We start from the raw sequence: 23830 nt of genomic DNA, 5'->3' as shown, positions 1-23830 counted from the left end.
GTTCCTCCACGATAGATTATCGTGATACTGACATTGATGACGATCTCATCAAACCTGATGAACGCTGAGATTCATCTAATAACAAAGATTCAAATAGACTATGAGTTTCAACACATAATGTTACTTGATAGAGAGGTATTTTCCTTTCATTATTTAATTCTGAACGAGGAGATAAATAACTCAAATCAGAAAGCTTTTTATATGGCTTACAATCCCCTATCGCATTAGGAATTCTACGTCCAGAACCATCTTGTGCCCAATATTCTAAAACAACACCTATTTTTTTATCACTATCTTTATTTCCATAAAGCAGCTTTTTAGCAAGCTTTTCAAATTGCTTATAATCAGTATCATTAATTTGAGGGATACGATTATAGAGCTGTGAACGCTCCCTCAAAATACTGACCATCGTATACGAAGCATTATCCAATTTACCTAATGTCGAGCGTAACATTACTAAATCAAATAAAAATGCAAACAAGATAAGAAGAAACATTGACATAAAAAGAAACTCAATAGTGACTGATCCCTTTTTATTCCTTAAGAATGTTTTAATCATCCTAAATAAACTAAATTCTTTCATATATAGCTCTACTATAAAATAATTAACAAGCTCCCAAATTAAGGATTGCCTCCAGATGAATTAGTTTTTCCACCTGCATTAAAACGGGAACGCTCAAATTCTTGAACAACAACAAACTCACGGTTCAATATTGTTTCTGACCAAGACTTAGGAATAAATAATAACGGGATTACAAACTTATATTCATAAGTCAAAGAATAGCGCGCTAAAGTAGCTAAACGACCATCTGGTGAAATGATCTCGCCTTCGCTATTTTTTTGAGGCTGACGGAATTTTTCAGCTAATAAATTTTGAATACATTCAACCTCTTTCGCACAATCGACATATTCGACTTTGACTTCAAAATCATTCTTTTCAAGAAGAGCCAAATATCCCATTGTTGATTCATCATGGAATTTTTTTTGCTGCTTAAGAGCTTTTCTAAAAGCATCTTCATAGTTAGATGCAGAAGCTTGCTCATTCTTTGCAATCCTTACACTTTCAGTAATAGCAAGATCCCAATATGCTGTTGCAATAGCTAAACGACAAAATTCAAAGATAAACATCACAATAAATAAATAGAAAGCTATAGTAAGAGCAAACTCTACTGTAGACGTTCCTTTACTATTTGATAGAAATTTTTTCATATCAAATCCTCTTAATTATCTACGCACACCCTTAGATGCATGTGTGGTCTTTTTCAAAGCATTAATTAAATCATCTGGCGATGTATTTAATCGCTCCTTAACAATAATATCTTTTGCATAATCAAAATTACCATTTTTGACTAATGCAAAAACAAGGTTATGGATCAAACGAGGTTCCCTAATACCATTTAAATATTGAGGTAATAATAACGATACAGCGTTACTAAAATCACCATTAATAATATTCAACATTGCTAAATTATTAATAGCTACGCTATCATTAATAAAAAATTCTCTGGCTTTATTAATATCTGTACGTGCCTGACTAAGATTACCATTTTGAGCATATGCAATCCCTCTTAAATTATAGACTTCACCGTCATTAGGATGCTGATTCAACAAATCAGTAGCTACAGAAATAGCTTCTGAAAATTGGGATAGTTGGATTAAATTCTTCACTTGTAACGTTTTAGCTTGTACGCCAAGCTTAGATGTATCAGACAGTAAAGGGACTAAATACAATAAAGAAGATTTACTATCGCCACGCTGATAATAGGTTTTAGCCAATTTATATCGAATTACAGGATCTTCTTTATTTTTTAATATATCTCTATACAAAGAAGTTAACGCTGAATAATTCTGTGTACTCTCATATAATGTTTCTTTCGCTGCAATAGCTTCAGATGACATAGTCTTTTGATGAACATTTGTTGAACAACCTATAACAGATAAAACTAAAATACAAATTGCAGTTTTTTTTGTTAGTTTAGAAAACATTTGGAAATACCCTCATTATACCTGGTGCTAAAATTAAAATAATAATTGGAAACATAATAAATAAAATTAATGGAATACTCATTTTGGCTGATAATGTCCCCAATTTTTCTTCTATAATCAATAATTGCAATTCTCGAATATCTGCTGATAATTGGATTAAATGCGAATAAATAGAAGACCCAAAATTTAAACTTTGTTGTAATACTGTACAAAACATCCTTATTTCAGTTGTAGGCAATGAAATAGAAAGATCCTGTAGTGCCTGTGATAAACCAGTAAGTTCAGATTTACGAATAATCCTTAACATTACATAAGTAAGATCAGGATTCAGTTTTTTAAAATCAGTAGCAACTTGTTTTAATGCAGCATCAATACTAACCCCTGTTTGTACATTAACTGCGACCAAATCAATAAAGCCTGGTAAATCAACCATTATTTTCTTAATTTTTGCTTTTAAAATCATATTTGTTAAAATACCAGGAATAACAATAATAAAGACAAGAATAATCGCTAACCCCATAACAAAATTAAGCTCATTTTTTAAGGCATATAAGTAATATATGCCTGATAATACTAAAACAAGTAAAAACTTAACTTTTATATTTTTATCTAGAACACCTAAAAATTTTAAAACAGGATTATTATTAATAAGCAATAACTCTAATTCAATTTGTTGCTTACTTTTACCTTTCTCAACTGTTTCTTCGCTTTTTTCTTTAGGACTTTCACCAGCTAGGATTTCTCGACTTCTCTCTAATTTCTTTTTATGTGACAACGCAATAAGTAAGACAGATATTCCAAATATAATAAGTAAAATATAGAACAAGAGAATTTTAAACGTCATGTTGACTTCCTCATTAACCACCAAATGATCAACATACCAAATACCTCACTTCCAAAAACATAATATAGGACAATTCTACCACTAGGGTTATTAAGCAAAAAATCAAAGTTTTCAGGCATCGCAAACTGCATGAATAAGAAAAAACCTATTGGGAACATCGCTACGATAAAAGCCGACATTCTTGCTTCTGAAGTCATTGCTTTCTTTTTCTGTTCCATTTTTTTACTATCGGCAATAACACGTCCTAAACGAGAAATTACCTCACGAATCTGTCCACCTTTAGACAAGTTAGTTCTAATGATAGTGATAAAGAAATAAAATTCTTTATAAGGATATCTACTATAACTATCTTCAAATACAGACATAGGTTCTTCACCAAGTGCTAAACGTCTATGTATACTTTTGAATTCTTCACCTAATTGTCCTGTTAAATCTTTTCCACATCGTTCTAATGACTGCAATAAACCAGCCCCCCCTGTAGCAGCTGCATTCATGATCTGAATTACTTCTGGGAACATAGCATTAAACATTTTTTGATTACGATATTGTCCAAATTTCCAAACAAAAACAATAAATGCTAAAGCAAAGAGACAAATAAATATCCATCTTTCAAGACGAATATAAGTAACATTTACAAAAAATAAAATTAAAAATACAGCAATGCTAATAATAATATTTCTTAATAGTTTCTTTTTATCGCCACCGATAAAATAATACTGCCACAAAAAAAATTTTTTCTTTATATCTGCCACAGTATCTGCACTTCTGTTCAAGGAAGCATCATGCGGCTGTATTTTCTTTCTTGTTGTTCTCCACCCTTGTGCAGTGTATAAAAATAAAACAGCACCAAAAGCAAGAATCAAATAATACATTAAAGACATTTAACGTTCCTCAAAAATACTTTGCAATTCTGCACTCAAATTGAAGACTTGCGCATTTTGATATACGACAGAGCGAGTTAATAAACCATGAGAAATAAATTCGCCTGTAATCTTTCCATTTTGATCACGATGTTTACTTGGCTGATAAGAAAAAATATCTTGCATAACAATTTGCCCATTTTCCATTCCCATCAACTCAGTAATATTCATTATTTTTCTTGAACCATCATTCAAACGAGAAGCTTGCACAATAATATTTACAGCAGAAGCAATATTGCGGCGAATTGCTTCAAGTGGTAAAGATGCATTTGACATCATTACCATACTTTCTAAACGAGCCGTAGCATCACGAGGACTATTAGCATGCAGGGTAGACATTGACCCATCATGTCCAGTATTCATAGCTTGTAACATTTGAAATGCTTCCCCACCACGACACTCACCAACAATAATACGTTCTGGGCGCATACGTAATGCATTAATCACAAGATCTTGCATTGTAATTTCACCAGTACGTTCTACACCAGCTAATCGAGTCTCTAAACGTACAACATGTGGTTGCTCTAAACGTAACTCAGCAGTATCTTCTAATGTAATTACACGTTCCTGCGGTGAAATATAATTCGATAATGCATTTAGTAATGTTGTTTTACCAGAACCCGTACCACCAGAAACGATAATATTAACACGCGATCTTGCAGCAATAATTAGAAAGTTAGCCATTTCGCGTGTCATTGAACCAAAATTAACAAGCTCTTGTAATGACTTTTTGGATTTACTAAATTTACGGATAGAAATTGAAGTCCCATCTAAAGCAATAGGGGCAATTACCACATTCAAACGGCTACCATCCGGTAATCGAGAGTCAACTAGCGGACTTCCATCATCAATACGACGTCCAACTCTTGCAACCAATCGTTTTGCAATATCAGTTAACTGCTCATTGCTAATAAAAACTTTATCTGTTTTTTCTAAAATACCCGCTCTTTCAACCCAAACATCATCAGGACCATTAACTAAAATATCATTGACTGTCTCATCTTCCATGAGTTCTCTAATAGGTCCATAACCACCAATTTCATCAGCTATATTCTCAGCCATAAACAAGGCGTCTGCTGATGTAATATATACATTCCCTTTACCAGCAACTCGATAAACAACTTGAACTAATTCATCTACAAGCTTAGCCCTTTCACTTTGAATTTCATCAATCTTTTCAATATCTAGGTTACTTAATAGTTCATTTCTAAAAAAAACCTGCTGTTCTCTAGTCAACATATGTTATGATCTTCTTATTTATTACCAATTATGCCTTTCCGTAACGATGAAAATAATCCTTGTTTCTCTTTCTTTTGTTTGTGGCGCGATACTGCCCCAATCACTTTCATCATTAAAGAATTAATTTCTTTCTTACCAATACGTCCCAAATCAACATCTAAAATTGTTTTCGCATCTGTTTTCTTCAAAAATGGAATCACTACATCAACAGGTGATTTCAATAACACTTCTATATCATTCGTTGCCATTAGTCTAGAGGTCTCTTGACTATTATCAGATATACATATAAAAGTACGAATGGGTTTACCAGTCGAGCTTCTTACTCGTTCACATTCATCTAAAAATTGTTTAGCGACTCGTAATGCAACAATACTACGTTCAACAACTAAAATAAAACTATTGCTATATTCTAAAAATTCAGCAAAATCATCTTTATTAACATTAAAAATAGGCTGATCATAGATAATGAAATTATATTTATCAGTTGTAGAAGTTGGTAAACGAGATGGATCTCCACTGAATAAATCCAGATTAGGCATATACTCTACAATATCGCCTTGTAACTTTTTATCAAAAGAGAGATCTAAATCTTGAGAACCATTTGGTCCCTGTGCTAACAAAACAGGTACTTTCTTGTTTAAAACAATTTCATTTGCCAAGTGTGAACTGATTAAACTGGCACCTGAACCACCTTTACAACTCAATACTGCAATTTTTACTGTATGTCGAACAAGTGGAATATTTACACCAGATACGATTTTTTCAGCCATTTGACTTAACTGTGTATCAGAATGGAAATAAAGAATACCTTCATCAAGTAATTTTTGCGCTAGAGAAATAGAATCGCTTTGTCCAATAACACAGCACCACACGTTTTGAGGTACCACACTATAAATATTTTCAGAAATAACTTTTATATCAGTTTCAGCCCCAATATCAACAATGACACCTAATGTTTCTTCGGCTGCAAAAGCCAAATCAGATGATAAAAAGAAATCACTATTAATAATCTCTAAATTTTCTAAGCCACGAGTACGTAAAATCTGGGCAATATCATTTTGAATATGTTCTTGCCCTGAAACAACCATGATCTTTCGGGCACTGTCAACTGTAATATTTTCTTTATCAAGTAATAACATAAAGCAACCCCTTCTATATTAATGCTTTAATTGTATACGATGGTTACTTTTTGTTGCACAAGGATTAATTCCATCCCAACTCATCATATCTTCTGCTGTATCGACTACACAACGTGTCTTTTTCGAGCTAATATTTGCCACCTCTATATAAAGTGGATAAATTGCTCGTTTATATTGACTGCGCATAACTTTAATATATTTAGCCTCAATGCCCTTTTTAATTAAAAAACTGCGAATTTTTGCTGCATTTTGCTTCGATTGCTTATCGTTCCAAATAATATGAACACGTTTACTATTATCACTACCTAAATCTCGAATCACAGAACGGATAATATTATGATAAGCGATATCAGAATGCTCAGATAAAATATAACGATTAACTAACTGAGTCCGACTGAACTCATTGAGCTCATTAGGTTGCGCTAGCTTAACATTATTAACTAATTCATCTTTAGAAAAAGCCATTAATTGTGTCGATGTGAATGCCATAAAAGCAGCTAAAGCAATAACTAATTTTTTCATTGAATAAATCCTCCATTTCTTAAGAAATTAGAGCTTAATGTTTTATGATATACATTCTTTACCGGAGTTAAATTAAAGAAACGTTCCATTGTCCCTGTCTGTTCAAAAGTAGGATATACAATTTCACTTTCCTGAACTGGTTTAACAATATTTACCGTTGCTACAATCACTAACTCTTTATCTTCTCTATCGGTCTTCGCATTACGAAAGAAAGAACCTAAAATAGGAACATCACCTAAAAGAGGCACCTTATTAATTCCTTCAACATCTTGAGAACTGAATAAACCACCGATGATAAAACTTTCTCCATCTGCCACTTCAAAAATCGATTTTGCTCTGCGTGTATTAAAAAATGGTACGTTACCAACATTTTCATAAGAATAACTACCAGCGATACTACTTACACTCTGATCTAACGCTAAACGAATACGGTTATTTTTTTGCACTTTAGCACCAACCATTAATTTGACACCAAATTCCTTATAAATAATATTCGCGCTACCTTCTTTATCTTTTTGTGCAAATGGAATTTCTCCGCCGACTAAAATATCTGCAGTTTCACCAGATAATAGTGAAATACTAGGTTCTGCTAAAATTTTACCGTTACTTTGGTTATCTAATGCATTGATAAATGCAGAAACCCCTGTTGCATTTAAGCGCAAAATTAAACTTGAACCATCAAACCCACCACTTCCAGACCAGCTACCACCTAATAGAGTTCCACTATGAACACCAACAATACGTCCCCAATTAATGCCTAATGCTTCAGTCAACTTCTTATTTACTTCAGCAACAGAAAGTTTCACATTAATCTGAGTTGTATCCCTAACATTAGCATTATTGATTACTCCATCAAATTGATATTTATCTAAGAAAGGAACATATTCACTTGCACCATCTGCTCTACTAAATGAGGTTTCTGTGACTTTTTTGCCTTTACCTAACGCTTCACCTACGATACGATGTGCTTCATCACTTTCCTCTTGAGTAAGGGCTTTACCTTCTATCACATAAGCTTGTCCTACTTTTTTGACAGAAAGATTGGAATTAGGAAAACGTGCCTTAATCTGTCTATTTGTATCCGCAATATCATTAATACTACTAATAATAGAATTAACATTAATAACATCGTTTGTTAGAGGTTTACCATCTTCACCAAATGCCGTCACTTCTGCACGACCTTCTTCCTTTGCATAAATAATAAAACTGTTATCATCTAAAATTTCATAATCAGCTACAGACGGAGATGAAATAAAAATAGTATCGATTTTCTGCTCTGTACGAACTAATTTTGTTCCACCTTGTTCTAAATTGAACGTCTGAGCAAAAGTACTTAATGAGAAAAATGCCCAAAATCCAATATATAATGCAGAAAGTAATCTCTTTTTTATTTTTTTATCTTCCATTATTCATTACCTCTTAATTTTCTAATAAATAAACCTTTGTTGTTTGTACTTTCTACTTGATTAGTAGCAGGCAATATAATCAATTGAGACCCCTTCTCAAGTGAATAAAATAGTTTAGCCTGCTCAGGATTCACTTTAAGATTAATATACCCAATATATTCATCTTCTAATTCATCTTTCTTAATTATTTCATTATTTTCATCAATAGTCTGGAATTCTTTTACTTGTAAAACTAAGAGCTTATTGATAATTTTAAGTAATATATATCTCTCAGTACTATCTTCACGTGAACGATTGGTTATTTTCTGATTATATACGGAAACATAATCCCCTGTTTGTATTGTATCCAAAATATAACGCTCCGTTGGTTTTAGATAAACTCTAAATGCGATTTCTTGTTTAGGATCCAAACTTGTTAATAAGAACTTCGGATCATTTGGCGAAATAACAATAGAGTTAGAAAGTAAAGAACCAGACTTAAGATTTTGAGAAACTAAATGCCCTTGTAGACTTTTTGTATTTGAAATTGATAATACGTCTGTCAAATCATTATTTACGAGCGGATTATCTTCTGTCACCGTAATTTCAGTTAAGGAATAATCTTCTACTTGCAATAAAGTACCTGAATCAATATCCCTTTTTAATTCAGCAATCATAATTAATTTTTCTGGTTTTTTTTCTACCTCAGCAGAAGTCTCTGTTTCAGTATTTGAACTTGAGCTATCTCCTGTAGGTATAAGTAATATTCCTCCAATACCAACAACCAGTGTAAGAAGAGAAATGATAAATAACATTCTATAATTCATTATTGCCCCTTAATTTTTTATATATAGTTTGTATTTTTTGTATTATCAATCTTAGCCAAACAGTAATAAATCAGTTAAAAAACCTAAACTAATCGCAACACCATAAGGTAAAGCATTTTTACGTACTGAATCTCTAAAGAAAAGTAATCCAATTATAATTAGAAATAATCCCGCGAAAGCGGTAAAAAAGAAAAAATAAATTATTTGCTCGTAGGGTAAAGCCAGCATTAAAACGGAGGTTAATTTAATATCTCCTGCCCCAATAATACGAAAGGTAAATAAAAGAAAACCAATAGCAAGTACCCATAATGCAGGTATAATATTAATGTATCCATACTTTAACCAAGCTAATGGTAAAACCACTATTAATAGAGAGAATACAATTCTATTACTAATAATTCTGTCACGAATATCTGTCCACGATAGAACTATTAGTAATAGAATTACTACTGTTTGAAGAAAAATAACAAATCCATTCATTATTTCTGAACCTTAGTAGGCTTAATTATTTAGCCAATATTGAACCTAATACTAATGATGTCAAATATCCGAATCTATCTTTTAATGCTAAAATAAATCCATGATCATCATAAAGTACAAATACGACAAAAACAGCAATAACAACACCAATTAGTCCATATTCAATTGATGTGATGCCCTTTTGGCATTTCTTAAATTTAAGAAAATAATTCATCCTTTAAATACTATATGAGTATAAAAAAATTAACAGATAGACTAGCTCACTATATTCTACAATAATAAGCTAGTCTAATAAGCTTAAGACTTAATTATTTACTCAAACTAGCAGAAGCTACTGTTGAAGTTAAAGTACTGAATTTAGACTGAAGTTGTTTAATGAAACCAGTATCAGAATAGAATACAGCAACAACTAATACAGCAACAGCAACAGCGATTAGACCGTATTCGATTGCAGTCACACCACGCTCGTCTTTGTTAAAGTTACGAATCGATTCAGTCACAGTGATATAAGCTTGAGTTAATTTACTAAACATTTTGATATGCTCCTAAGTTTAAATTAAATATTAAATGTTAAATAATCTCTCAATATGAGAGTGTATTGTTATTTAGCGACTACCAAGATCGCATTAAGAAAACTATTTTAATCACTAAATAATCTTAGAGAATTTTAACCATTTTTTTGATTAACGGAAATAAAAAAAATAGAAAAGATAACTGATCCGATGAGTTACAAGGGAACTATAATATTAAGAAGAAATGTTTTAAGAGGAATGAAAATTAGTACTACTTCAAATTTCAATATTCTCACAGTTTAAATGAATAACAATAACGATAATAACATTACTTAACAAGAAATGCATATCACATTACATCAACTAAACGAACCTAAAAAAATAAATACTAAAATAAAAAAGAAATGAAAAACTATAAAATGGTGCCCGAGGCCAGACTTGAACTGGCACGCTTCGAAAAGCGAGGGATTTTAAATCCCTTGTGTCTACCGATTTCACCACTCGGGCTGATCAACAAGATAATGATATTTTGGAGCGGGAAACGAGGCTCGAACTCGCGACCCCAACCTTGGCAAGGTTGTGCTCTACCAACTGAGCTATTCCCGCTTTAAGCTAATATGTTGTGTTCCTAAACAACGAGGTGCATTTTACCTATTTATTAAGACTAGTCAAATAAAAAATACAAAAGAATAACTCAATTGATTAAAAACAAATCACAAAATAACAAAAGAAGCCTTTATTTCATGAAACATACGATAACGCAGTCAAAAAGAATCTAGAAAATCATAGAAAGAGATAATATTCATTCGCTCCATAAGATAAAATAATTAACACTTATAAATTAATAAAATTTATACAGATTGAAATATTTAGTATTCTCCTGATTCCATTCTTATTAAGACTATAACATGTATAATATTCAATCAAAACATTGGCAATTATTGGAAATCAGTATTTGATCACTTGCTTCTTATTTTCCAATAAGTAGTAAGCTTAAATCACAAAAAACTAACTTTTAAAGAAAAAAGAAGTGATAAAATACCATAAGAAAATATGCACCATCCCACGTAATCATCGATCTCAATTTTTGCTTAAAAAAACTATCTTAATAAATGATGTATTGCTTATCATGATATTCACTGATGAGTTTCATTTGATAACATCCTAGCTTAATAAAATCCAAAAACATCCCCTTACGACTATCTTTATAGAAGATTAAATTTGTACTTAATTGGCAGTAAATTAACTCATCACTTTTTCAAGTTTCCCATAGAAATGACCTCTAACGAGACTCTAGAAGATGACCTTAACTCATATCTCAAAAGATCTGCATATCCAAGGATTACGTCATGCCTAATCATATTCAAAAACTATTTGTCGTTATTCTGTTATCACTTAATATCTTTAAAAACTCTACAACTCAGAAACTGTCAAAAATACTATCTAAAAAAGAAGACGATTAGCTTCATACAAGGTATTTTTTAGTTCATAGTAAAAATCCACCTTCAAAGAAAGTAGCTTTGATTAGCACCCCATAGGCGGGTTTCTAAATTTTAATTCCTAGAATCCGAATTTTACATTGCTTAAAGTCTTAACTGTTTATCTTCTAACCTATATTTCTGTGGTATTGAATATAGCCTTATCTTTCTGCATTCGCACTTAAGGCTATCCACACAGTGACCTCATGACCAAAGGTGATTACTTCATAATTTATGTTTCCTTAAATTCGAAAACTTATTAGACAATCTGATTATCATCTGCCCCTTTTAAGCTCCCATCACTTCAGACACGAACAACTTTAGCGGAGCTTTCACTACAAATAAACATGAGCTATTGTACATTCAATTCGGAAATCGCTATCTTGAGCAGCTCACTGAGACTTATTGGCTGTATATAAACTTCTCTACTAACTTTCTCTTTTAATATTCTGAAAGGGTGCTTTAGTGTCTAAAGCTAAATGATATTAATAAATGCCAAACTGTACAATTTCTTAAATCAGCGCCTAGTTTTGCCTAAGTAAAGCCAGTAATCGCTTTTACAGAAGTTTTTTCTAGCTAGCAATAAAAAACAACTTCACATAATCTGCCAAAAAATGGAATTACTCAGAGTATGTCTTACAAAGGAAATTGTTTGGCTAACAGCGTAATGGAAGTTTTTTCGGGAATTACACATTAACTTTTGAGACGCTGGGTGAATTAGTACGGGCAATTTATGACTATATTCGCGATTACAATCAGGAGCAAATACAGTTAACATTAAAAGAATTGGGTCCGAGAAAATATTGGAAACAACCCCTGATGTCACAGCCTATTAGGAGCAGATCACAAGGGCACTCTTAGTAAATCCTTCAGTGAAAATTATAATGAAATATCTGATAATAAGCTGCCTTTTGCTGCTTTTAGATACTGTAACATCGACCAAACTGTCAAAATTGCAGCAATATACAATAAAACAATTGCAGTAATTTCCATGACAACATTATAGCGCCATAATAATCCACCTAATGCTAGCATTTGTGCTGTTGTTTTCACTTTTCCTAGCCATGAAACTGCAACCTTGTTACGATCACCAATCTCTGCCATCCATTCTCTTAGCGCTGAAATAATAATTTCTCTTGAAATCATAATCACAGCAGGTAGTGTTATCCAAAATGAATGATGATATTCAACGACTAAAGCAAGCGCGACTGTGACCATTACTTTATCAGCAACAGGATCTAAGAAGGCTCCAAAACGCGTAGTTTGTTTCCATTTTCGTGCCAGATAACCATCAAACCAGTCTGTTACTCCCGCAATAAAAAAGATAAGCGTTGTTAGAAAAGGTGACCATGAAAACGGCAAATAGAATGCGATCACAAAGAATGGGATTAAAATAACGCGAAAAAGTGTAAGAAAGATAGGTATGTTAGGTTTCATAGAAAGAGTTTGGTCAATTTTTATAATGTATTTATTCTAGAACATATCGCTTTATTTGGAAATGGAATTTTCCGTTCTATTAAAAATTCCTGCGTTAATGCTGTAATGCTTCATAAATTCGTTCTGCAAGTGCTTTAGAAATACCTGGTACAGAAGCTATTTCGGCTAAAGTCGCCTTTTTCACCCCTTGTATACCACCTAAATATTTTAATAACGCTTGACGACGTTTTGTTCCAACACCTTCAATCGTTTCTAGTCCGCTTTGTATAAAAGCTTGTTGACGTTTTTTACGGTGTCCACTAATTGCATGATGATGGCTTTCATCTCGAATATGTTGAATTAAATGGAGCGCTAAGTGATCTGCAGGTAAATGAATTTCTTTTTCCTGCTTACTCATAATTAAAGTTTCTAGACCAGCTTTACGATATACACCTTTTGCAACACCAATCAAGTGCGGTCGATTTTTATCCCATTTTACATTTAATCGTGCAAATACTTGTATTGCTCGGTTCAATTGCCCCTTACCACCGTCAATAAAAATCACATCTGGAATCTTATCTTGCTCTAATGGCTTATCATAACGCTTGAGTAAAGCTTGTTCCATCGCCGCATAATCATCACCACCCGTTATTCCTTCAATATTAAAACGACGATAATCGGATTTTAGCGGTCCATTTTGATTAAACACCACACAAGAAGCAATAGTTTGCTGTCCCATTGTATGACTAATATCAAAACATTCCATACGCTTAATTTCAGGTAGATTCAATAATGTTTGCAACGCTTGATAACGCTCTTGGATTAAATGAGTTTGTTTAAGTTGAGTAGCTAAAGCTAATTTGGCATTCATTTGTGCAAGCTGCAAATACTTACTCTTATTACCTTTCGCGTGATCTTGAATCTGTACTTTACGTCCTGCTTGCTGTGTCAATAAGATTTCCAATTCATTTTTTTCTGCTAACTTATGATCTACAACAATACTATTCGGAATGCTACGCCCTTGATGCGCTTGTAAATAGAATTGTCCGACAAAAGTTGCTGTAAGTTCTGCAAGATCTGTATTAGCTGGAACCTTAGGAAAATAACTTCGATTACCTAAAATCTTACCTTGACGAATAAACAAAACTTGCACACAAGCAATACCTAATTGATAGGCTATTGAAATAATATCCATATCATCAAGGCAATCATTCGATACAAATTGCTTTTCAATCACCGAGCGAGCAGCTTGAATTTGATCACGAATCCTTGCTGCTAATTCAAAATTAAGCTCGGCACTAGCTTGTTCCATCTTGGCTACCAAATGCTCAAGTACTTGCTGATCTTTGCCTTGTAAAAAAAGGCGTGCAAATTCAACCTGTTGTAAATAATCTTCGTCACTGACATAGCCAGCAACACAAGGTGCTGCACATCGTCCTATTTGATACTGTAAGCAAGGACGAGAGCGATTATTATAAACAGCGTTTTCACATTGCCGAATAGGGAATAGTTTTTGTAATAAAGAAAGTGTTTCTCTTACTGCGCTGGCATGTGGATAAGGACCAAAGTATTCACCTTTTATTTTTTTACTACCTCGATACGCAGTAATACGAGGATGGTGTTCGTCAGTGAGTAAAATGTAAGGATAGGACTTATCATCGCGTAACAGAACATTATAGCGTGGCTGATAAGTTTTAATATAGTTATGCTCAAGTAGTAAAGCCTCTGTTTCAGAAGAAGTAATCGTTGTTTCAATACGTGCAATTGAGGCAACTAATGCTTCCGTTTTTTTGTTTGTTAAATTAGCGCGAAAATAACTGGTGAGACGTTTTTTAAGATCTTTCGCTTTTCCCACATAAATTACCGTGTCCTTATCGTCATACATACGATAAACACCTGGTGAGTGAGAAATATGAGCTAAGAAGGATTTTGCCTCAAACATAACTTAGTGCCAAAGGAATTTTATGCTTATTTTTGCTGTAAAATAGACCGCACTTTTTCAAGATCTTCTAATGTATCCACACCAATGGGGGGGACTTCTTGTGCTAGTTCAACATGTATCTTTTCACCATACCATAATACACGGAGCTGCTCTAAACTTTCGATTTGTTCTAACACTGTTGGCTGCCATTGTACATATTGTTGAATAAATCCAGCGCGATAAGCATAAATGCCGATATGACGTAAATAATGATCGGACAATTTCAATTGGTCTATTGTATGAGTTTGGTTATGTAATGTCGCAAACTGATCGCGATTCCATGGAATAACCGCGCGAGAAAAATATAAAACATAGCCTTCTTTATCTGTCAGCACTTTTACTGCATTTGGATTAAACAGCTCTTCTGGCTCAGTTATTTTTACTGCCAAACTTGCCATCTTTACTTGATATTTCGATAAATTTTCTGCAACTTGATTGACAATCGCAGGTGGAATTAACGGTTCATCTCCTTGTATATTGACGATAATTTCATCTTGTGCAATATCCAGTTTTTCAATAACTTCTGCTAAACGTTCAGTACCTGAATTATGCTGAGTAGATGTCATACAAACTTCCGCGCCAAAATCACGAGCAACTTCCGCAACCTTAAGATGATCGGTAGCAATGATAATTCGACTTGCACCAGATTGCTTTGCTTTTTCAAACACATGTGCAATCATTGGTTTTCCTGCGATATCTGCTAAAGGCTTACCAGGTAAACGAGTGGAAGCATAGCGAGCAGGAATGATTACAGTAAATGTTGCCATATTAGTTATCCTGTGATTGTTCAAAAAATGGAATTGCTTGCTCAGCCAATAAAACAGGAATCCCCTGTTTAATCTCATAAACAACTTTATCAAATTTACACACTAACTGTTGATTTGTTTTATCAAACGCTAAGTGCCCATGGCAAATAGGACAAGCTACAATTTCTAATAATTTTGTATCCATTTTTTCCTCTCTAAATTCTGCACCAGTTATTTCGTTGAGCAAAATTTTTCTAAAAATGACCGCACTTTCTCGCCTTCAATTACTGCATCCACTGGTACATACCACCAATTCGGCTGAGCAAATGCAAAACACTTTACTGCGTCCTTTTCTGTCATCAATAACGGTCGATTTTTATCAAATTTAACAAATTGATTAGCTTCAAATTTTTGATGGTCTTGAAATGCTTGTGTTTGGCTAAGCTGAATATTCAAGCTCTGTAACATCATAAAAAAACGTTGTGGATTACCAATTCCAGCAATCGCTGAAGCTACTTTAAATGAGGCAATCAAACGCTTTTCTCCCGTTACTAAATTGACTGCATAATGAGGCTCTAACCTCATTACAACATCAGTATATTGATTACTCTCACCATTACTAATGACTAAATCTGCTTGTTGTAAACGACTTGGCAGCTCACGTAATGGTCCTGCGGGCAGTAACAAACCGTTGCCTAAACCACGTTGTGCATCTATTACAACAATTTCAATATCACGTTGTAATTTATAATGCTGTAACCCATCATCACTGATAATTAAATCATAATGTTGCTGTTGCAATAATAATTCGATTGCTTGCTGGCGATTAGGTGATATACAAACAGGTACTTGGGTCCGTTTGGCAATTAATACAGGTTCATCACCGCCTTGTAGCGGATCTGTTTGTGCAGTCACTAACAAAGGATAAGTATTAGACTGGCTACCGTAGCCACGCGAGATAACCCCTACTTTTAATCCCTGCTGTTGTAGTTGCTGAACTAACCAAATGACAACTGGCGTTTTACCATTTCCACCAACCGAAAGATTACCAACGATAACCACGGGAACAGGGGCGCGATAAGAGGATAAAATATTATGTTTAAATAATGCTCTGCGTACATAACTGATGAGCCAAAATAAAAAAGAAAAAGGCAACAGCAAACAAGTGACCCACGAATGCGAATACCAAAATTGCATGTTAACCTCTTTCTATATGTTATATCGTCTAAATTAATGACTGAATTGCATACTATGTAATTGTTTATACGCACCACCTAATGCCAACAATTCAGTATGTGTGCCACGTTCTTTGATTTCACCATGCTCAATAACTAAAATTTCATCTGCATTTTCAATTGTTGATAAGCGATGAGCAATAACAATGACAGTACGCTCTTTTTGTAATTTTTCTAACGCTAATTGAATTGAACGTTCCGATTCTGTATCTAATGCAGATGTCGCTTCATCTAGAATTAATACTGGCGAATCACGTAATAATGCGCGTGCAATAGCTAAGCGCTGGCGCTGACCACCTGATAAGCTGAGTCCATTTTCACCAATTACTGTATCTAAACCATGTTCTAGTTTTTCAATAAATTCCATTGCATAAGCATCTTCTGCTGCTTTAATAATTTCTTCACGGCTGTACTTATCTTTGGCAGCATACGCAATATTATTTGCGATAGTATCATTAAAAAGATGAACTTGTTGTGAAACTACCGCACAATTTTCACGCAGGCTTGATAAACGATAATCTTGAATATTGATGCCATCTAATAAAATCTCGCCTTGATCAACGTCGTAAAAACGTGTCACTAAATTCGCAATCGTGGATTTGCCAGAGCCAGAACGCCCAACTAATGCTACTGTTTTGCCTTTTTCAACTTCAAAAGATAAATTACGTAATGCTGGCTCATTACGCCCTTGATAAGTAAAAGTGACATCTTTAAACGCAAGATTTCCCTGTACATTTTCGCCTTTATGTGTACCTAGATCTTTTTCAGTATCCAAATCTAATAACGCAAACAGCGTTTGACAAGCCGCCATTCCCTTTTGGAATTGTGCATTTACATTTGTAAGCGACTTTAATGGTCGCATCATCGCTAACATAGCGGAAAACACCACAGTAAATGCACCTGCCGTCAAGTTTTGATCCATAATTGTTGGTACTGTTGCTAAATAAAGCACTGCCGCCAGTGCAAAAGAAGCAATCACTTGAACCACAGGATTAGAAATTGCATCTGCTACAGCCATTTTCATCCCTTTACGACGCATATCATTACTAACATGATTAAAGCGTTCTTCTTCAACTAGTTGCCCACCAAATGAAAGCACAACTTTATGCCCTTTCAACATTTGTTCAGCTGTTGCAGTAAGTTCCCCCATAGCATTTTGCATATTTTTACTTAATTCTCTAAAACGCTTTGAAACTAAACGAACCAAAACCGCAATAATTGGACCAATTAAAAATAATACTAAAGATAATTGCCAACTGTGGTAGAGCATAACAACAAGTAAAGAAATAATATAAGCACCTTCTCTTATAATAGTGATTAATGCCCCAGAAGACGAATTGGCGACCATTTCTGAATCATAAGAAATACGAGATAAAAGCTTACCAGTTGAATTTTGGTCGAAAAAAGGAACTGGCATGAACATAAGGTGCTTAAAAATACGACGACGCATAGTCATCACAACTTTACCTGAAACCCAAGAGAGACAATAAGAAGAAATAAAATTACTTATTCCTCGTAAAAGTATAACTAAAACAACCACATATGACATTGTACGCAAAAAAGAAGTATCAGCATTACCAAAACCTTCATCTAATAGGGGCTTAAGTAAAGAAATTAAACTTGCATCTGCTAACGCATTAAGTACTAAAGCAATTGCTGATACAACTAATCCAAATTTGAATGGGCGAATAGTTGGCCATAAACGCTTAAATGTTTGTATTGTTGAAAAATCTTTATCTTGCATAATTTCTTCTATTTTATATGGAATAATATGCGGCATTGTACCTTTATTTTGTTTGTAAGCCAATTAATCTGCGGTACCAAGGCGAAAATTCCGTTCTTGCTGTATGAATTTTAATTTGCTTTTTATCAAACAATAAACTCACTTGCCCTACTTCTGCAGTATTGTAAACTTGACATTGATAGTGTTTTAAACGCTGTATCACTTGTTTATGAGGAAACTTCCATGGATTCCAACGCCCACTAGAAATAAGTGCAATTTGTGGTTGAGTTTTTTGTAATAAAGTATGCCCTGTTGAGGTTTTACTACCATGATGCCCGACTTGTAAAACATCAATTTTACCTAGCTGGGATATGAATTGATTTTCACTCGCCATATCTGCATCTCCTGTTAGGAGCACCTTATTGTATCCATCAGAAATCAACAAAACACAAGAATCAGTATTTTTCAATACGATGAGGAGAAATAGCGGTTATTTTTAATCCTTGCCAATCCCATTCTTGGCCAGACAGGCAAAAAGTGCGGTCTATTTTGCCATAATTTTGTGTTGATGCTGTCATCAGTTCAACATTGGGATATTGACGTAATATTGTTTTTGCTCCTCCAGCATGATCATTATCATCATGACTAATAACCACATGTTCTAAGTCAATACCTTGTCGTTGTAAATACGGCACAATTTCAAGCTGCGCCATACTGCCACCTTGCCATGAACTCCCAGTATCATACAACATGCCTCGTCCATTTTTTGTTATCAATACGGCTAATCCTTGTCCAACATCTAAAATATCTAAACGCCACTGAGGTGAAAAAACATACTGATAAGCAGGATAACCAAGACACATAATGACAATTAATGTTGCAATTAAATAAATTGCACGTTTTAAGGAACATGATAATGTTGGTTCGGTCATAAAATGGAAACCAGTATAACACTGGTTAATAAAATGAAGATTCATACTCGTCTTATCTACTTTTTTAAAATCATATACATACCAAACTGCTGCGATAAAAAATGTAGTAAGCACAGCAATGATTAATACCGCCTCTGATTGAGAAATAAGGCACCAATTATCTTGCCAAACTTGTAAAATTAATGTTGTCTTTTGTGCAACGCTATTTGCTATAGCCCATGAAGAAAAAGCACCTTGCGTAAAAGTAGCAAACAATACTAAGGGAACTAAAACCAGACTGTAAATCGGCAGTGCAATTAAATTTGCACAAAAACCTCTCAACGAAATGCCATGAAATAACAGTAATTGGACGGGAGTAAAAAGCCACAGTAATCCGAGCTGTAGATGAAATATACTAAAGATCCAACGCAAGTTACACCAAGGACTTGCTAATATTGATTTACCTTGCCATTGCAATAAAGAGATAGGAAAAACTTGATACCAAAGAATTAATGCTGTGACTGCACTTATTGATAACCAAAAACTGAGCGATAAAACCATTAACGGCTCGAATACCAGTAACATAGCAATCACTATTAACAAAAGTTGCCATGAAGTGTAATAAAGGCGTAATAATCGACAACTAGCCACCAGAGATAATGCCAAGCAGGCACGAGAAGTAGGAATTGCAAAGCCAGCTAACTGTCCATAAAAATAGGCTAATAGCAAACCACTAAAAATAGGAAAATAAGGACTAATCCAGCGTAATGGCAATAAAATTTGAATACCACGAATTAACCAATAACCTATGCTCATTGCTAAACCAATATGTAATCCAGAAATTGCAATAAGATGTGCGGTACTGGTTTTTTGATACACTTGCCATACTTGTTGCGGCAACCATGCTCTTTCACCGAAAGCCAAAGCAATTAATAACCCTTGATAATCCAATCCTGTGGTTTGCGTTAAACCTGCTTGAAGCAATTTATCACGCCATGAAGCATATTGTGAAATTTTGACCGCACTTTTTACCGAGGCACGCGCAGTAATTTTTTGAGATAAATACCATTGCTGTTTATCAAAACCTGCTAAATTTAATCGTGAAGAAATGGGTTTCAATAACAATTCACCATACCATGTTTCTCCTAAATGCACTTTTTCTTTTGCATACCATTGAAGATAAATACGCTGTTCTGCTTGTTCTTTTTGTAGTTGTGCTGAAACAATTAGAGTTTGGTAATCCGTTTGGTCGATAATCTCAACAATGGTAAAATTAGTTTTCACTTTTCTTGGTAGCTGAGCCACGCTATCCGCTTGAGATAATAATTGGCGTGCTGAATCATGCATATAACCTAGGCTAAATAACATACAAAATATCAACACCAAATAATTAACCCATTGCTTTTTTTTCTTCAGATAACAAACCAGTAGTAAAATCAATAACGTTACACAAGCAATTAGTACTATCTGCCAAGCGAGCAATAAATAATCAGGTAAGCAAAGTAATGAAAGTGCACTTAGTAAAATACAGCCTGAAATTCGTTCAATAGATAATCGCATTAACCCTACTCTTTTATCGACATATAAAAAGAAAAGCATGAGCATTTCACGAGTGTTTTTCTCGGTTATTAAGCTGGTTTTGCAAGCGAGATCGCAAAAATCAGATTTATTTCACTAAAAATTGTAATATCAGGTAAATTTATTTGATAATTAAGATGAGTTCTGCTATTTATAACGCTTTTTAAAATGCCTAACATCTTTACAGGTAATTTTAAACTGAACGAATCAACGCCAATGCGTGTGAATAATGTAATTTCAACCGTTAAATGGACGACTTTTTATTAGGAGATACCCAATGTCTAAATCCTCTTTAAGTATATTAGCCCTAGCTGGTGTTGAGCCTTATAAAGAAAAAGTAGGCGAAGAGTACATGAATGAAGCACAATTGCTTCACTTCAAAAAAATTCTACAAGCATGGCATGATCAAATTGTAGAAGAAGCGAGCCGTACTGTCGCACACATGCAAGATGAAGCATCCAACTTCCCTGATCCAGCTGATCGCGCCACGCAGGAAGAAGAGTTTAGCTTAGAGTTGCGTACAAGAGATCGTGAAAGAAAACTCATGAAAAAAATTGAAAATACCTTGAAAAAACTTGAAACAGGTGATTTTGGTTATTGTGACTCTTGCGGTATTGAAATCGGCATTCGTCGTTTAGAAGCTCGCCCTACAGCAGATCTCTGTATCGACTGTAAAACACTGGCTGAGATCCGTGAAAAGCAAATGATTGGTTAAACCTAATTTTTAACTTCAACACAAACATAGAATTAGAATAAACAAGATTTAAAGTAAAGTGCGGTGATTTTTACCGCACTTTTAACTGGAAAGCAAAATTACCTTGACGAGGTCTATTATTTTAAAGTACATCAAAAATCTGTTTAATAAAAAAACAAAAGCGTATTTAGTTAAACGAGAAAAAGCAGATTCTACTCATTCAAAATCAAGAACAACACAAGCTGAACAAGTTTCATCCGCTTTTATTCAGCATGACACGCCTACCACAACACAACCTAAGACTTCTTATCACTACAACAAGCACGTGATCAAAGCATCTCTACATGGTATTACGCCACGTATGATTAATCGTAATGCATTAACTGTCGTAGAAAAACTACACCGTCAAGGATTTGAAGCTTATATCGTCGGTGGCTGTTTAAGAGATTTATTACTTGGTAAACACCCAAAAGATTTTGATGTGGTTACCAATGCGCGTCCTGAACAAATTCAAACACTTTTTCAGCGTCAATGCCGCTTAGTTGGTCGCCGTTTCCGTCTTGCGCACATTATGTTTGGTCGAGATGTTATTGAAGTGGCAACTTTCCGTGCCAATCATAATGAAAGTCGTAATGAAAATCATGCAAAACAAAGTGAACAAGGCATGTTATTGCGCGATAATGTTTATGGTACGCTTGAACAAGATGCAGAACGCCGTGATTTTACTGTTAATGCACTTTATTATAATCCACAAGATAATACTTTACGTGACTATTTTAACGGGATTGAAGATCTTAAAGCGGGTAAATTACGCTTAATTGGTGATCCTGCGACACGTTATCAGGAAGATCCTGTTCGCATGTTACGTGCCATTCGCTTCATGGCAAAACTAGACATGTTCTTAGAAAAACCAAGCGAGTTGCCTATTCAGCAACTAGCACATTTACTTAAAAATATTCCGCCAGCTCGTTTATTTGATGAAAGCTTAAAATTACTACAGACTGGTCATGGCGTAAAAACTTACCAATTATTACGTGAATATGGTTTATTTGAACAGCTATTTCCTGCACTAATATCTTATTTCACCGAGAAAGGGGACAGTTTTGCCGAACGTATGATTTTAAAAGCACTCACTTCAACAGACGAACGTGTTGCTGATAACTTACGGATTAATCCTGCTTTTTTATTTGCTGCGTTTTTTTGGTATCCCCTACGAGAACAGATAGAAATGCTTAAAAATGAAGGTGGGTTAAATAATCATGATGCTTATGCACTAGCAAGTAATGAGCTTTTAGATATTTTTTGTACCACACTTGCCGCGCCACGTAGGCACACGGCTGTCATTCGTGATATTTGGTTTTTACAATTACAATTGTTAAAACGCACAGGACATAATCCAGTACGTACAATGGAACACCCTAAATTCCGTGCTGCATTTGATTTACTGGTTATGCGCGCAGAAATCGAAGGCGGTGAAGCTATTGAGCTTGCAACTTGGTGGCATGAGTATCAGTTTAGTAACTTAGAACAACGCGATTTATTAGTGCAAGAGCAGCAACGTTTGCATCCAAAACCGAAGAAAAAATATTATCGTTCTAGAAAGCGTCGCAAACCAAAACCGTTACAATAAAAAAGTAAGAGATGCTATAAAATGAAGCCTGTTTATATTGCACTAGGAAGTAATTTAAATACGCCAATTGATCAACTCAATGCCGCATTAAAAGCGATTAGTCAGTTGCCTCATACTCAATTAGTCAAATCAAGTTCGTTTTACCAAAGTAAGCCGCTTGGTCCACAAGATCAACCTGATTATGTGAATGCTGTTGCCTATTTACAGACAGTGCTTCCTGCACATACATTACTTGAGTATTTACAACAAATTGAAAATACTCAAGGACGTGTGCGTTTACGTCGTTGGGGAGAACGTACTCTCGATCTGGATATCTTGCTTTATGATAAGGATGTTATACAGACAACGAGTTTGACTATTCCTCATTATGATATGCATAACCGTGAATTTGTGATTGTGCCTCTATTTGAAATTGCCCCAACATTAGTACTTCCAAATGGAATAAAACTTGCTGAACTTGCCCAACAATTCGAGTCACACCAAATGAAAGTTGTAAACTCAAAAGCAATCATTTAAATCAATGAAGCAGCTCATCTATTGGTACTTTCAATACTCTAGCCCATTCTTAGGGAGATTAAACTATC

Annotated in this window: 22 protein-coding genes, 2 tRNA genes and 2 pseudogenes; 4 read left to right on the top strand and 22 right to left on the bottom strand. The window is 34.3% G+C overall.

Going from position 1 to position 23830, the window contains the following annotated elements:
- Positions 1 to 16: 16 nt before the first annotated feature.
- From tadF to C0975_RS08540, 15 genes are all read right to left on the bottom strand, one after another.
- Entirely contained in the window at positions 17 to 583 is a 567-nt protein-coding gene (gene tadF, locus C0975_RS08610; protein ID WP_101775981.1) for a tight adherence pilus pseudopilin TadF, read from the bottom strand.
- Positions 584 to 621: 38 nt separating this feature from the next.
- On the bottom strand, positions 622 to 1209 hold the full coding sequence (locus C0975_RS08605; RefSeq protein ID WP_101775980.1) for a TadE/TadG family type IV pilus assembly protein: 588 nt from the start codon (positions 1207 to 1209) through the stop codon (positions 622 to 624).
- A 15-nt stretch (positions 1210 to 1224) separates the two neighbouring features.
- A complete protein-coding gene (locus C0975_RS08600; protein ID WP_101775979.1) occupies positions 1225 to 1986 on the bottom strand; it encodes a tetratricopeptide repeat protein in 762 nt (253 codons plus the stop codon).
- The gene (locus tag C0975_RS08595) at positions 1976 to 2830 is read right to left on the bottom strand and encodes a type II secretion system F family protein (protein ID WP_101775978.1); all 855 of its coding nucleotides are present in this window, start codon (positions 2828 to 2830) and stop codon (positions 1976 to 1978) included. The genes C0975_RS08600 and C0975_RS08595 overlap by 11 nt, the downstream gene beginning before the upstream one ends.
- A complete protein-coding gene (locus tag C0975_RS08590) occupies positions 2827 to 3711 on the bottom strand; it encodes a type II secretion system F family protein (protein ID WP_101775977.1) in 885 nt (294 codons plus the stop codon). The genes C0975_RS08595 and C0975_RS08590 overlap by 4 nt, the downstream gene beginning before the upstream one ends.
- Positions 3712 to 4989 (bottom strand): TadA family conjugal transfer-associated ATPase, encoded by a 1278-nt coding sequence (locus C0975_RS08585; protein WP_101775976.1) that lies wholly within the window; start codon positions 4987 to 4989, stop codon positions 3712 to 3714. It lies immediately after the preceding gene.
- A 14-nt stretch (positions 4990 to 5003) separates the two neighbouring features.
- The gene (locus tag C0975_RS08580; RefSeq protein WP_101775975.1) at positions 5004 to 6128 is read right to left on the bottom strand and encodes a CpaE/TadZ family protein; all 1125 of its coding nucleotides are present in this window, start codon (positions 6126 to 6128) and stop codon (positions 5004 to 5006) included.
- A gap of 18 nt (positions 6129 to 6146) precedes the next feature.
- Positions 6147 to 6650 carry a protein RcpB gene (locus tag C0975_RS08575; RefSeq protein ID WP_101775974.1) on the bottom strand — a complete coding sequence of 168 codons (504 nt, stop codon included), beginning with the start codon at positions 6648 to 6650 and terminating at the stop codon, positions 6147 to 6149.
- Complete coding sequence (locus C0975_RS08570; RefSeq protein ID WP_101775973.1) at positions 6647 to 8056, bottom strand: type II and III secretion system protein family protein; 1410 nt, start codon at positions 8054 to 8056, stop codon at positions 6647 to 6649. The genes C0975_RS08575 and C0975_RS08570 overlap by 4 nt, the downstream gene beginning before the upstream one ends.
- Complete coding sequence (locus C0975_RS08565) at positions 8056 to 8862, bottom strand: flp operon protein C (RefSeq protein WP_101775972.1); 807 nt, start codon at positions 8860 to 8862, stop codon at positions 8056 to 8058. The genes C0975_RS08570 and C0975_RS08565 overlap by 1 nt, the downstream gene beginning before the upstream one ends.
- A 51-nt stretch (positions 8863 to 8913) precedes the next feature.
- Positions 8914 to 9342: an A24 family peptidase gene (locus C0975_RS08560; RefSeq protein WP_101775971.1), complete on the bottom strand. Its 429-nt coding sequence runs from the start codon at positions 9340 to 9342 to the stop codon at positions 8914 to 8916.
- A 25-nt stretch (positions 9343 to 9367) separates the two neighbouring features.
- Complete coding sequence (locus C0975_RS08555) at positions 9368 to 9556, bottom strand: Flp family type IVb pilin (protein WP_101775970.1); 189 nt, start codon at positions 9554 to 9556, stop codon at positions 9368 to 9370.
- A 94-nt stretch (positions 9557 to 9650) separates the two neighbouring features.
- On the bottom strand, positions 9651 to 9875 hold the full coding sequence (locus C0975_RS08550) for a Flp family type IVb pilin (RefSeq protein ID WP_101775969.1): 225 nt from the start codon (positions 9873 to 9875) through the stop codon (positions 9651 to 9653).
- A gap of 399 nt (positions 9876 to 10274) precedes the next feature.
- Positions 10275 to 10361, bottom strand: a tRNA-Leu gene (locus C0975_RS08545).
- 23 nt (positions 10362 to 10384) lie between these two features.
- A tRNA-Gly gene (locus C0975_RS08540) sits at positions 10385 to 10460 on the bottom strand.
- A 1571-nt stretch (positions 10461 to 12031) separates the two neighbouring features.
- Between C0975_RS08540 and C0975_RS11740 the strand changes: the two are divergent.
- Positions 12032 to 12193, top strand: a pseudogene (locus C0975_RS11740) (IS3 family transposase); the annotation flags it as partial.
- Between the two features lie 18 nt (positions 12194 to 12211).
- On the opposite strand, the gene pgsA reads toward C0975_RS11740, so the two are convergent.
- From pgsA to C0975_RS08500, 7 genes and pseudogenes are all read right to left on the bottom strand, one after another.
- Entirely contained in the window at positions 12212 to 12769 is a 558-nt protein-coding gene (pgsA, locus tag C0975_RS08530; protein ID WP_101775968.1) for a CDP-diacylglycerol--glycerol-3-phosphate 3-phosphatidyltransferase, read from the bottom strand.
- Positions 12770 to 12863: 94 nt separating this feature from the next.
- Entirely contained in the window at positions 12864 to 14690 is a 1827-nt protein-coding gene (uvrC, locus tag C0975_RS08525) for an excinuclease ABC subunit UvrC (protein ID WP_101775967.1), read from the bottom strand.
- A gap of 26 nt (positions 14691 to 14716) precedes the next feature.
- A complete protein-coding gene (kdsB, locus tag C0975_RS08520) occupies positions 14717 to 15496 on the bottom strand; it encodes a 3-deoxy-manno-octulosonate cytidylyltransferase (RefSeq protein WP_101775966.1) in 780 nt (259 codons plus the stop codon).
- Position 15497: 1 nt separating this feature from the next.
- Positions 15498 to 15680 (bottom strand): Trm112 family protein, encoded by a 183-nt coding sequence (locus C0975_RS08515; RefSeq protein ID WP_101775965.1) that lies wholly within the window; start codon positions 15678 to 15680, stop codon positions 15498 to 15500.
- Between the two features lie 26 nt (positions 15681 to 15706).
- Positions 15707 to 16672 carry a tetraacyldisaccharide 4'-kinase gene (gene lpxK / locus C0975_RS08510; RefSeq protein WP_101775964.1) on the bottom strand — a complete coding sequence of 322 codons (966 nt, stop codon included), beginning with the start codon at positions 16670 to 16672 and terminating at the stop codon, positions 15707 to 15709.
- A 33-nt stretch (positions 16673 to 16705) separates the two neighbouring features.
- Positions 16706 to 18454, bottom strand: a complete 1749-nt coding sequence (gene msbA, locus C0975_RS08505) for a lipid A ABC transporter ATP-binding protein/permease MsbA (protein WP_101776018.1) — start codon at positions 18452 to 18454, stop codon at positions 16706 to 16708.
- Positions 18455 to 18497: 43 nt separating this feature from the next.
- A pseudogene (locus C0975_RS08500) lies at positions 18498 to 20904 on the bottom strand (DNA internalization-related competence protein ComEC/Rec2).
- 295 nt (positions 20905 to 21199) lie between these two features.
- Between C0975_RS08500 and dksA the strand changes: the two are divergent.
- The 3 genes from dksA (at position 21200) to folK (ending at position 23762) form a co-directional block, all read left to right on the top strand.
- A complete protein-coding gene (gene dksA / locus C0975_RS08495; RefSeq protein WP_101775963.1) occupies positions 21200 to 21637 on the top strand; it encodes an RNA polymerase-binding protein DksA in 438 nt (145 codons plus the stop codon).
- A 244-nt stretch (positions 21638 to 21881) separates the two neighbouring features.
- Positions 21882 to 23246 (top strand): polynucleotide adenylyltransferase PcnB, encoded by a 1365-nt coding sequence (gene pcnB, locus C0975_RS08490; protein WP_245853346.1) that lies wholly within the window; start codon positions 21882 to 21884, stop codon positions 23244 to 23246.
- 21 nt (positions 23247 to 23267) lie between these two features.
- Positions 23268 to 23762, top strand: coding sequence for a 2-amino-4-hydroxy-6-hydroxymethyldihydropteridine diphosphokinase (gene folK / locus C0975_RS08485; RefSeq protein WP_101775962.1), 495 nt, complete (start codon positions 23268 to 23270; stop codon positions 23760 to 23762).
- The last annotated feature ends 68 nt before the right edge of the window (positions 23763 to 23830 follow it).

The sequence above is a fragment of the Pasteurella oralis genome (genome assembly GCF_002850605.1).
Taxonomy (GTDB): domain Bacteria; phylum Pseudomonadota; class Gammaproteobacteria; order Enterobacterales; family Pasteurellaceae; genus Pasteurella; species Pasteurella oralis.
This window is presented reverse-complemented; position numbering and strand designations above follow the sequence as displayed.

What these genes read in the sequence shown, in the direction of transcription:
- tadF (WP_101775981.1), bottom strand. Translation starts at nt 583, where the DNA reads ATGAAAGAATTTAGTTTATTTAGGATGATTAAAACATTCTTAAGGAAT.
- C0975_RS08605 (WP_101775980.1), bottom strand. Translation starts at nt 1,209, where the DNA reads ATGAAAAAATTTCTATCAAATAGTAAAGGAACGTCTACAGTAGAGTTT.
- C0975_RS08600 (WP_101775979.1), bottom strand. Translation starts at nt 1,986, where the DNA reads ATGTTTTCTAAACTAACAAAAAAAACTGCAATTTGTATTTTAGTTTTA.
- C0975_RS08595 (WP_101775978.1), bottom strand. Translation starts at nt 2,830, where the DNA reads ATGACGTTTAAAATTCTCTTGTTCTATATTTTACTTATTATATTTGGA.
- C0975_RS08590 (WP_101775977.1), bottom strand. Translation starts at nt 3,711, where the DNA reads ATGTCTTTAATGTATTATTTGATTCTTGCTTTTGGTGCTGTTTTATTT.
- C0975_RS08585 (WP_101775976.1), bottom strand. Translation starts at nt 4,989, where the DNA reads ATGTTGACTAGAGAACAGCAGGTTTTTTTTAGAAATGAACTATTAAGT.
- C0975_RS08580 (WP_101775975.1), bottom strand. Translation starts at nt 6,128, where the DNA reads ATGTTATTACTTGATAAAGAAAATATTACAGTTGACAGTGCCCGAAAG.
- C0975_RS08575 (WP_101775974.1), bottom strand. Translation starts at nt 6,650, where the DNA reads ATGAAAAAATTAGTTATTGCTTTAGCTGCTTTTATGGCATTCACATCG.
- C0975_RS08570 (WP_101775973.1), bottom strand. Translation starts at nt 8,056, where the DNA reads ATGGAAGATAAAAAAATAAAAAAGAGATTACTTTCTGCATTATATATT.
- C0975_RS08565 (WP_101775972.1), bottom strand. Translation starts at nt 8,862, where the DNA reads ATGAATTATAGAATGTTATTTATCATTTCTCTTCTTACACTGGTTGTT.
- C0975_RS08560 (WP_101775971.1), bottom strand. Translation starts at nt 9,342, where the DNA reads ATGAATGGATTTGTTATTTTTCTTCAAACAGTAGTAATTCTATTACTA.
- C0975_RS08555 (WP_101775970.1), bottom strand. Translation starts at nt 9,556, where the DNA reads ATGAATTATTTTCTTAAATTTAAGAAATGCCAAAAGGGCATCACATCA.
- C0975_RS08550 (WP_101775969.1), bottom strand. Translation starts at nt 9,875, where the DNA reads ATGTTTAGTAAATTAACTCAAGCTTATATCACTGTGACTGAATCGATT.
- pgsA (WP_101775968.1), bottom strand. Translation starts at nt 12,769, where the DNA reads ATGAAACCTAACATACCTATCTTTCTTACACTTTTTCGCGTTATTTTA.
- uvrC (WP_101775967.1), bottom strand. Translation starts at nt 14,690, where the DNA reads ATGTTTGAGGCAAAATCCTTCTTAGCTCATATTTCTCACTCACCAGGT.
- kdsB (WP_101775966.1), bottom strand. Translation starts at nt 15,496, where the DNA reads ATGGCAACATTTACTGTAATCATTCCTGCTCGCTATGCTTCCACTCGT.
- C0975_RS08515 (WP_101775965.1), bottom strand. Translation starts at nt 15,680, where the DNA reads ATGGATACAAAATTATTAGAAATTGTAGCTTGTCCTATTTGCCATGGG.
- lpxK (WP_101775964.1), bottom strand. Translation starts at nt 16,672, where the DNA reads ATGCAATTTTGGTATTCGCATTCGTGGGTCACTTGTTTGCTGTTGCCT.
- msbA (WP_101776018.1), bottom strand. Translation starts at nt 18,454, where the DNA reads ATGCAAGATAAAGATTTTTCAACAATACAAACATTTAAGCGTTTATGG.
- dksA (WP_101775963.1), top strand. Translation starts at nt 21,200, where the DNA reads ATGTCTAAATCCTCTTTAAGTATATTAGCCCTAGCTGGTGTTGAGCCT.
- folK (WP_101775962.1), top strand. Translation starts at nt 23,268, where the DNA reads ATGAAGCCTGTTTATATTGCACTAGGAAGTAATTTAAATACGCCAATT.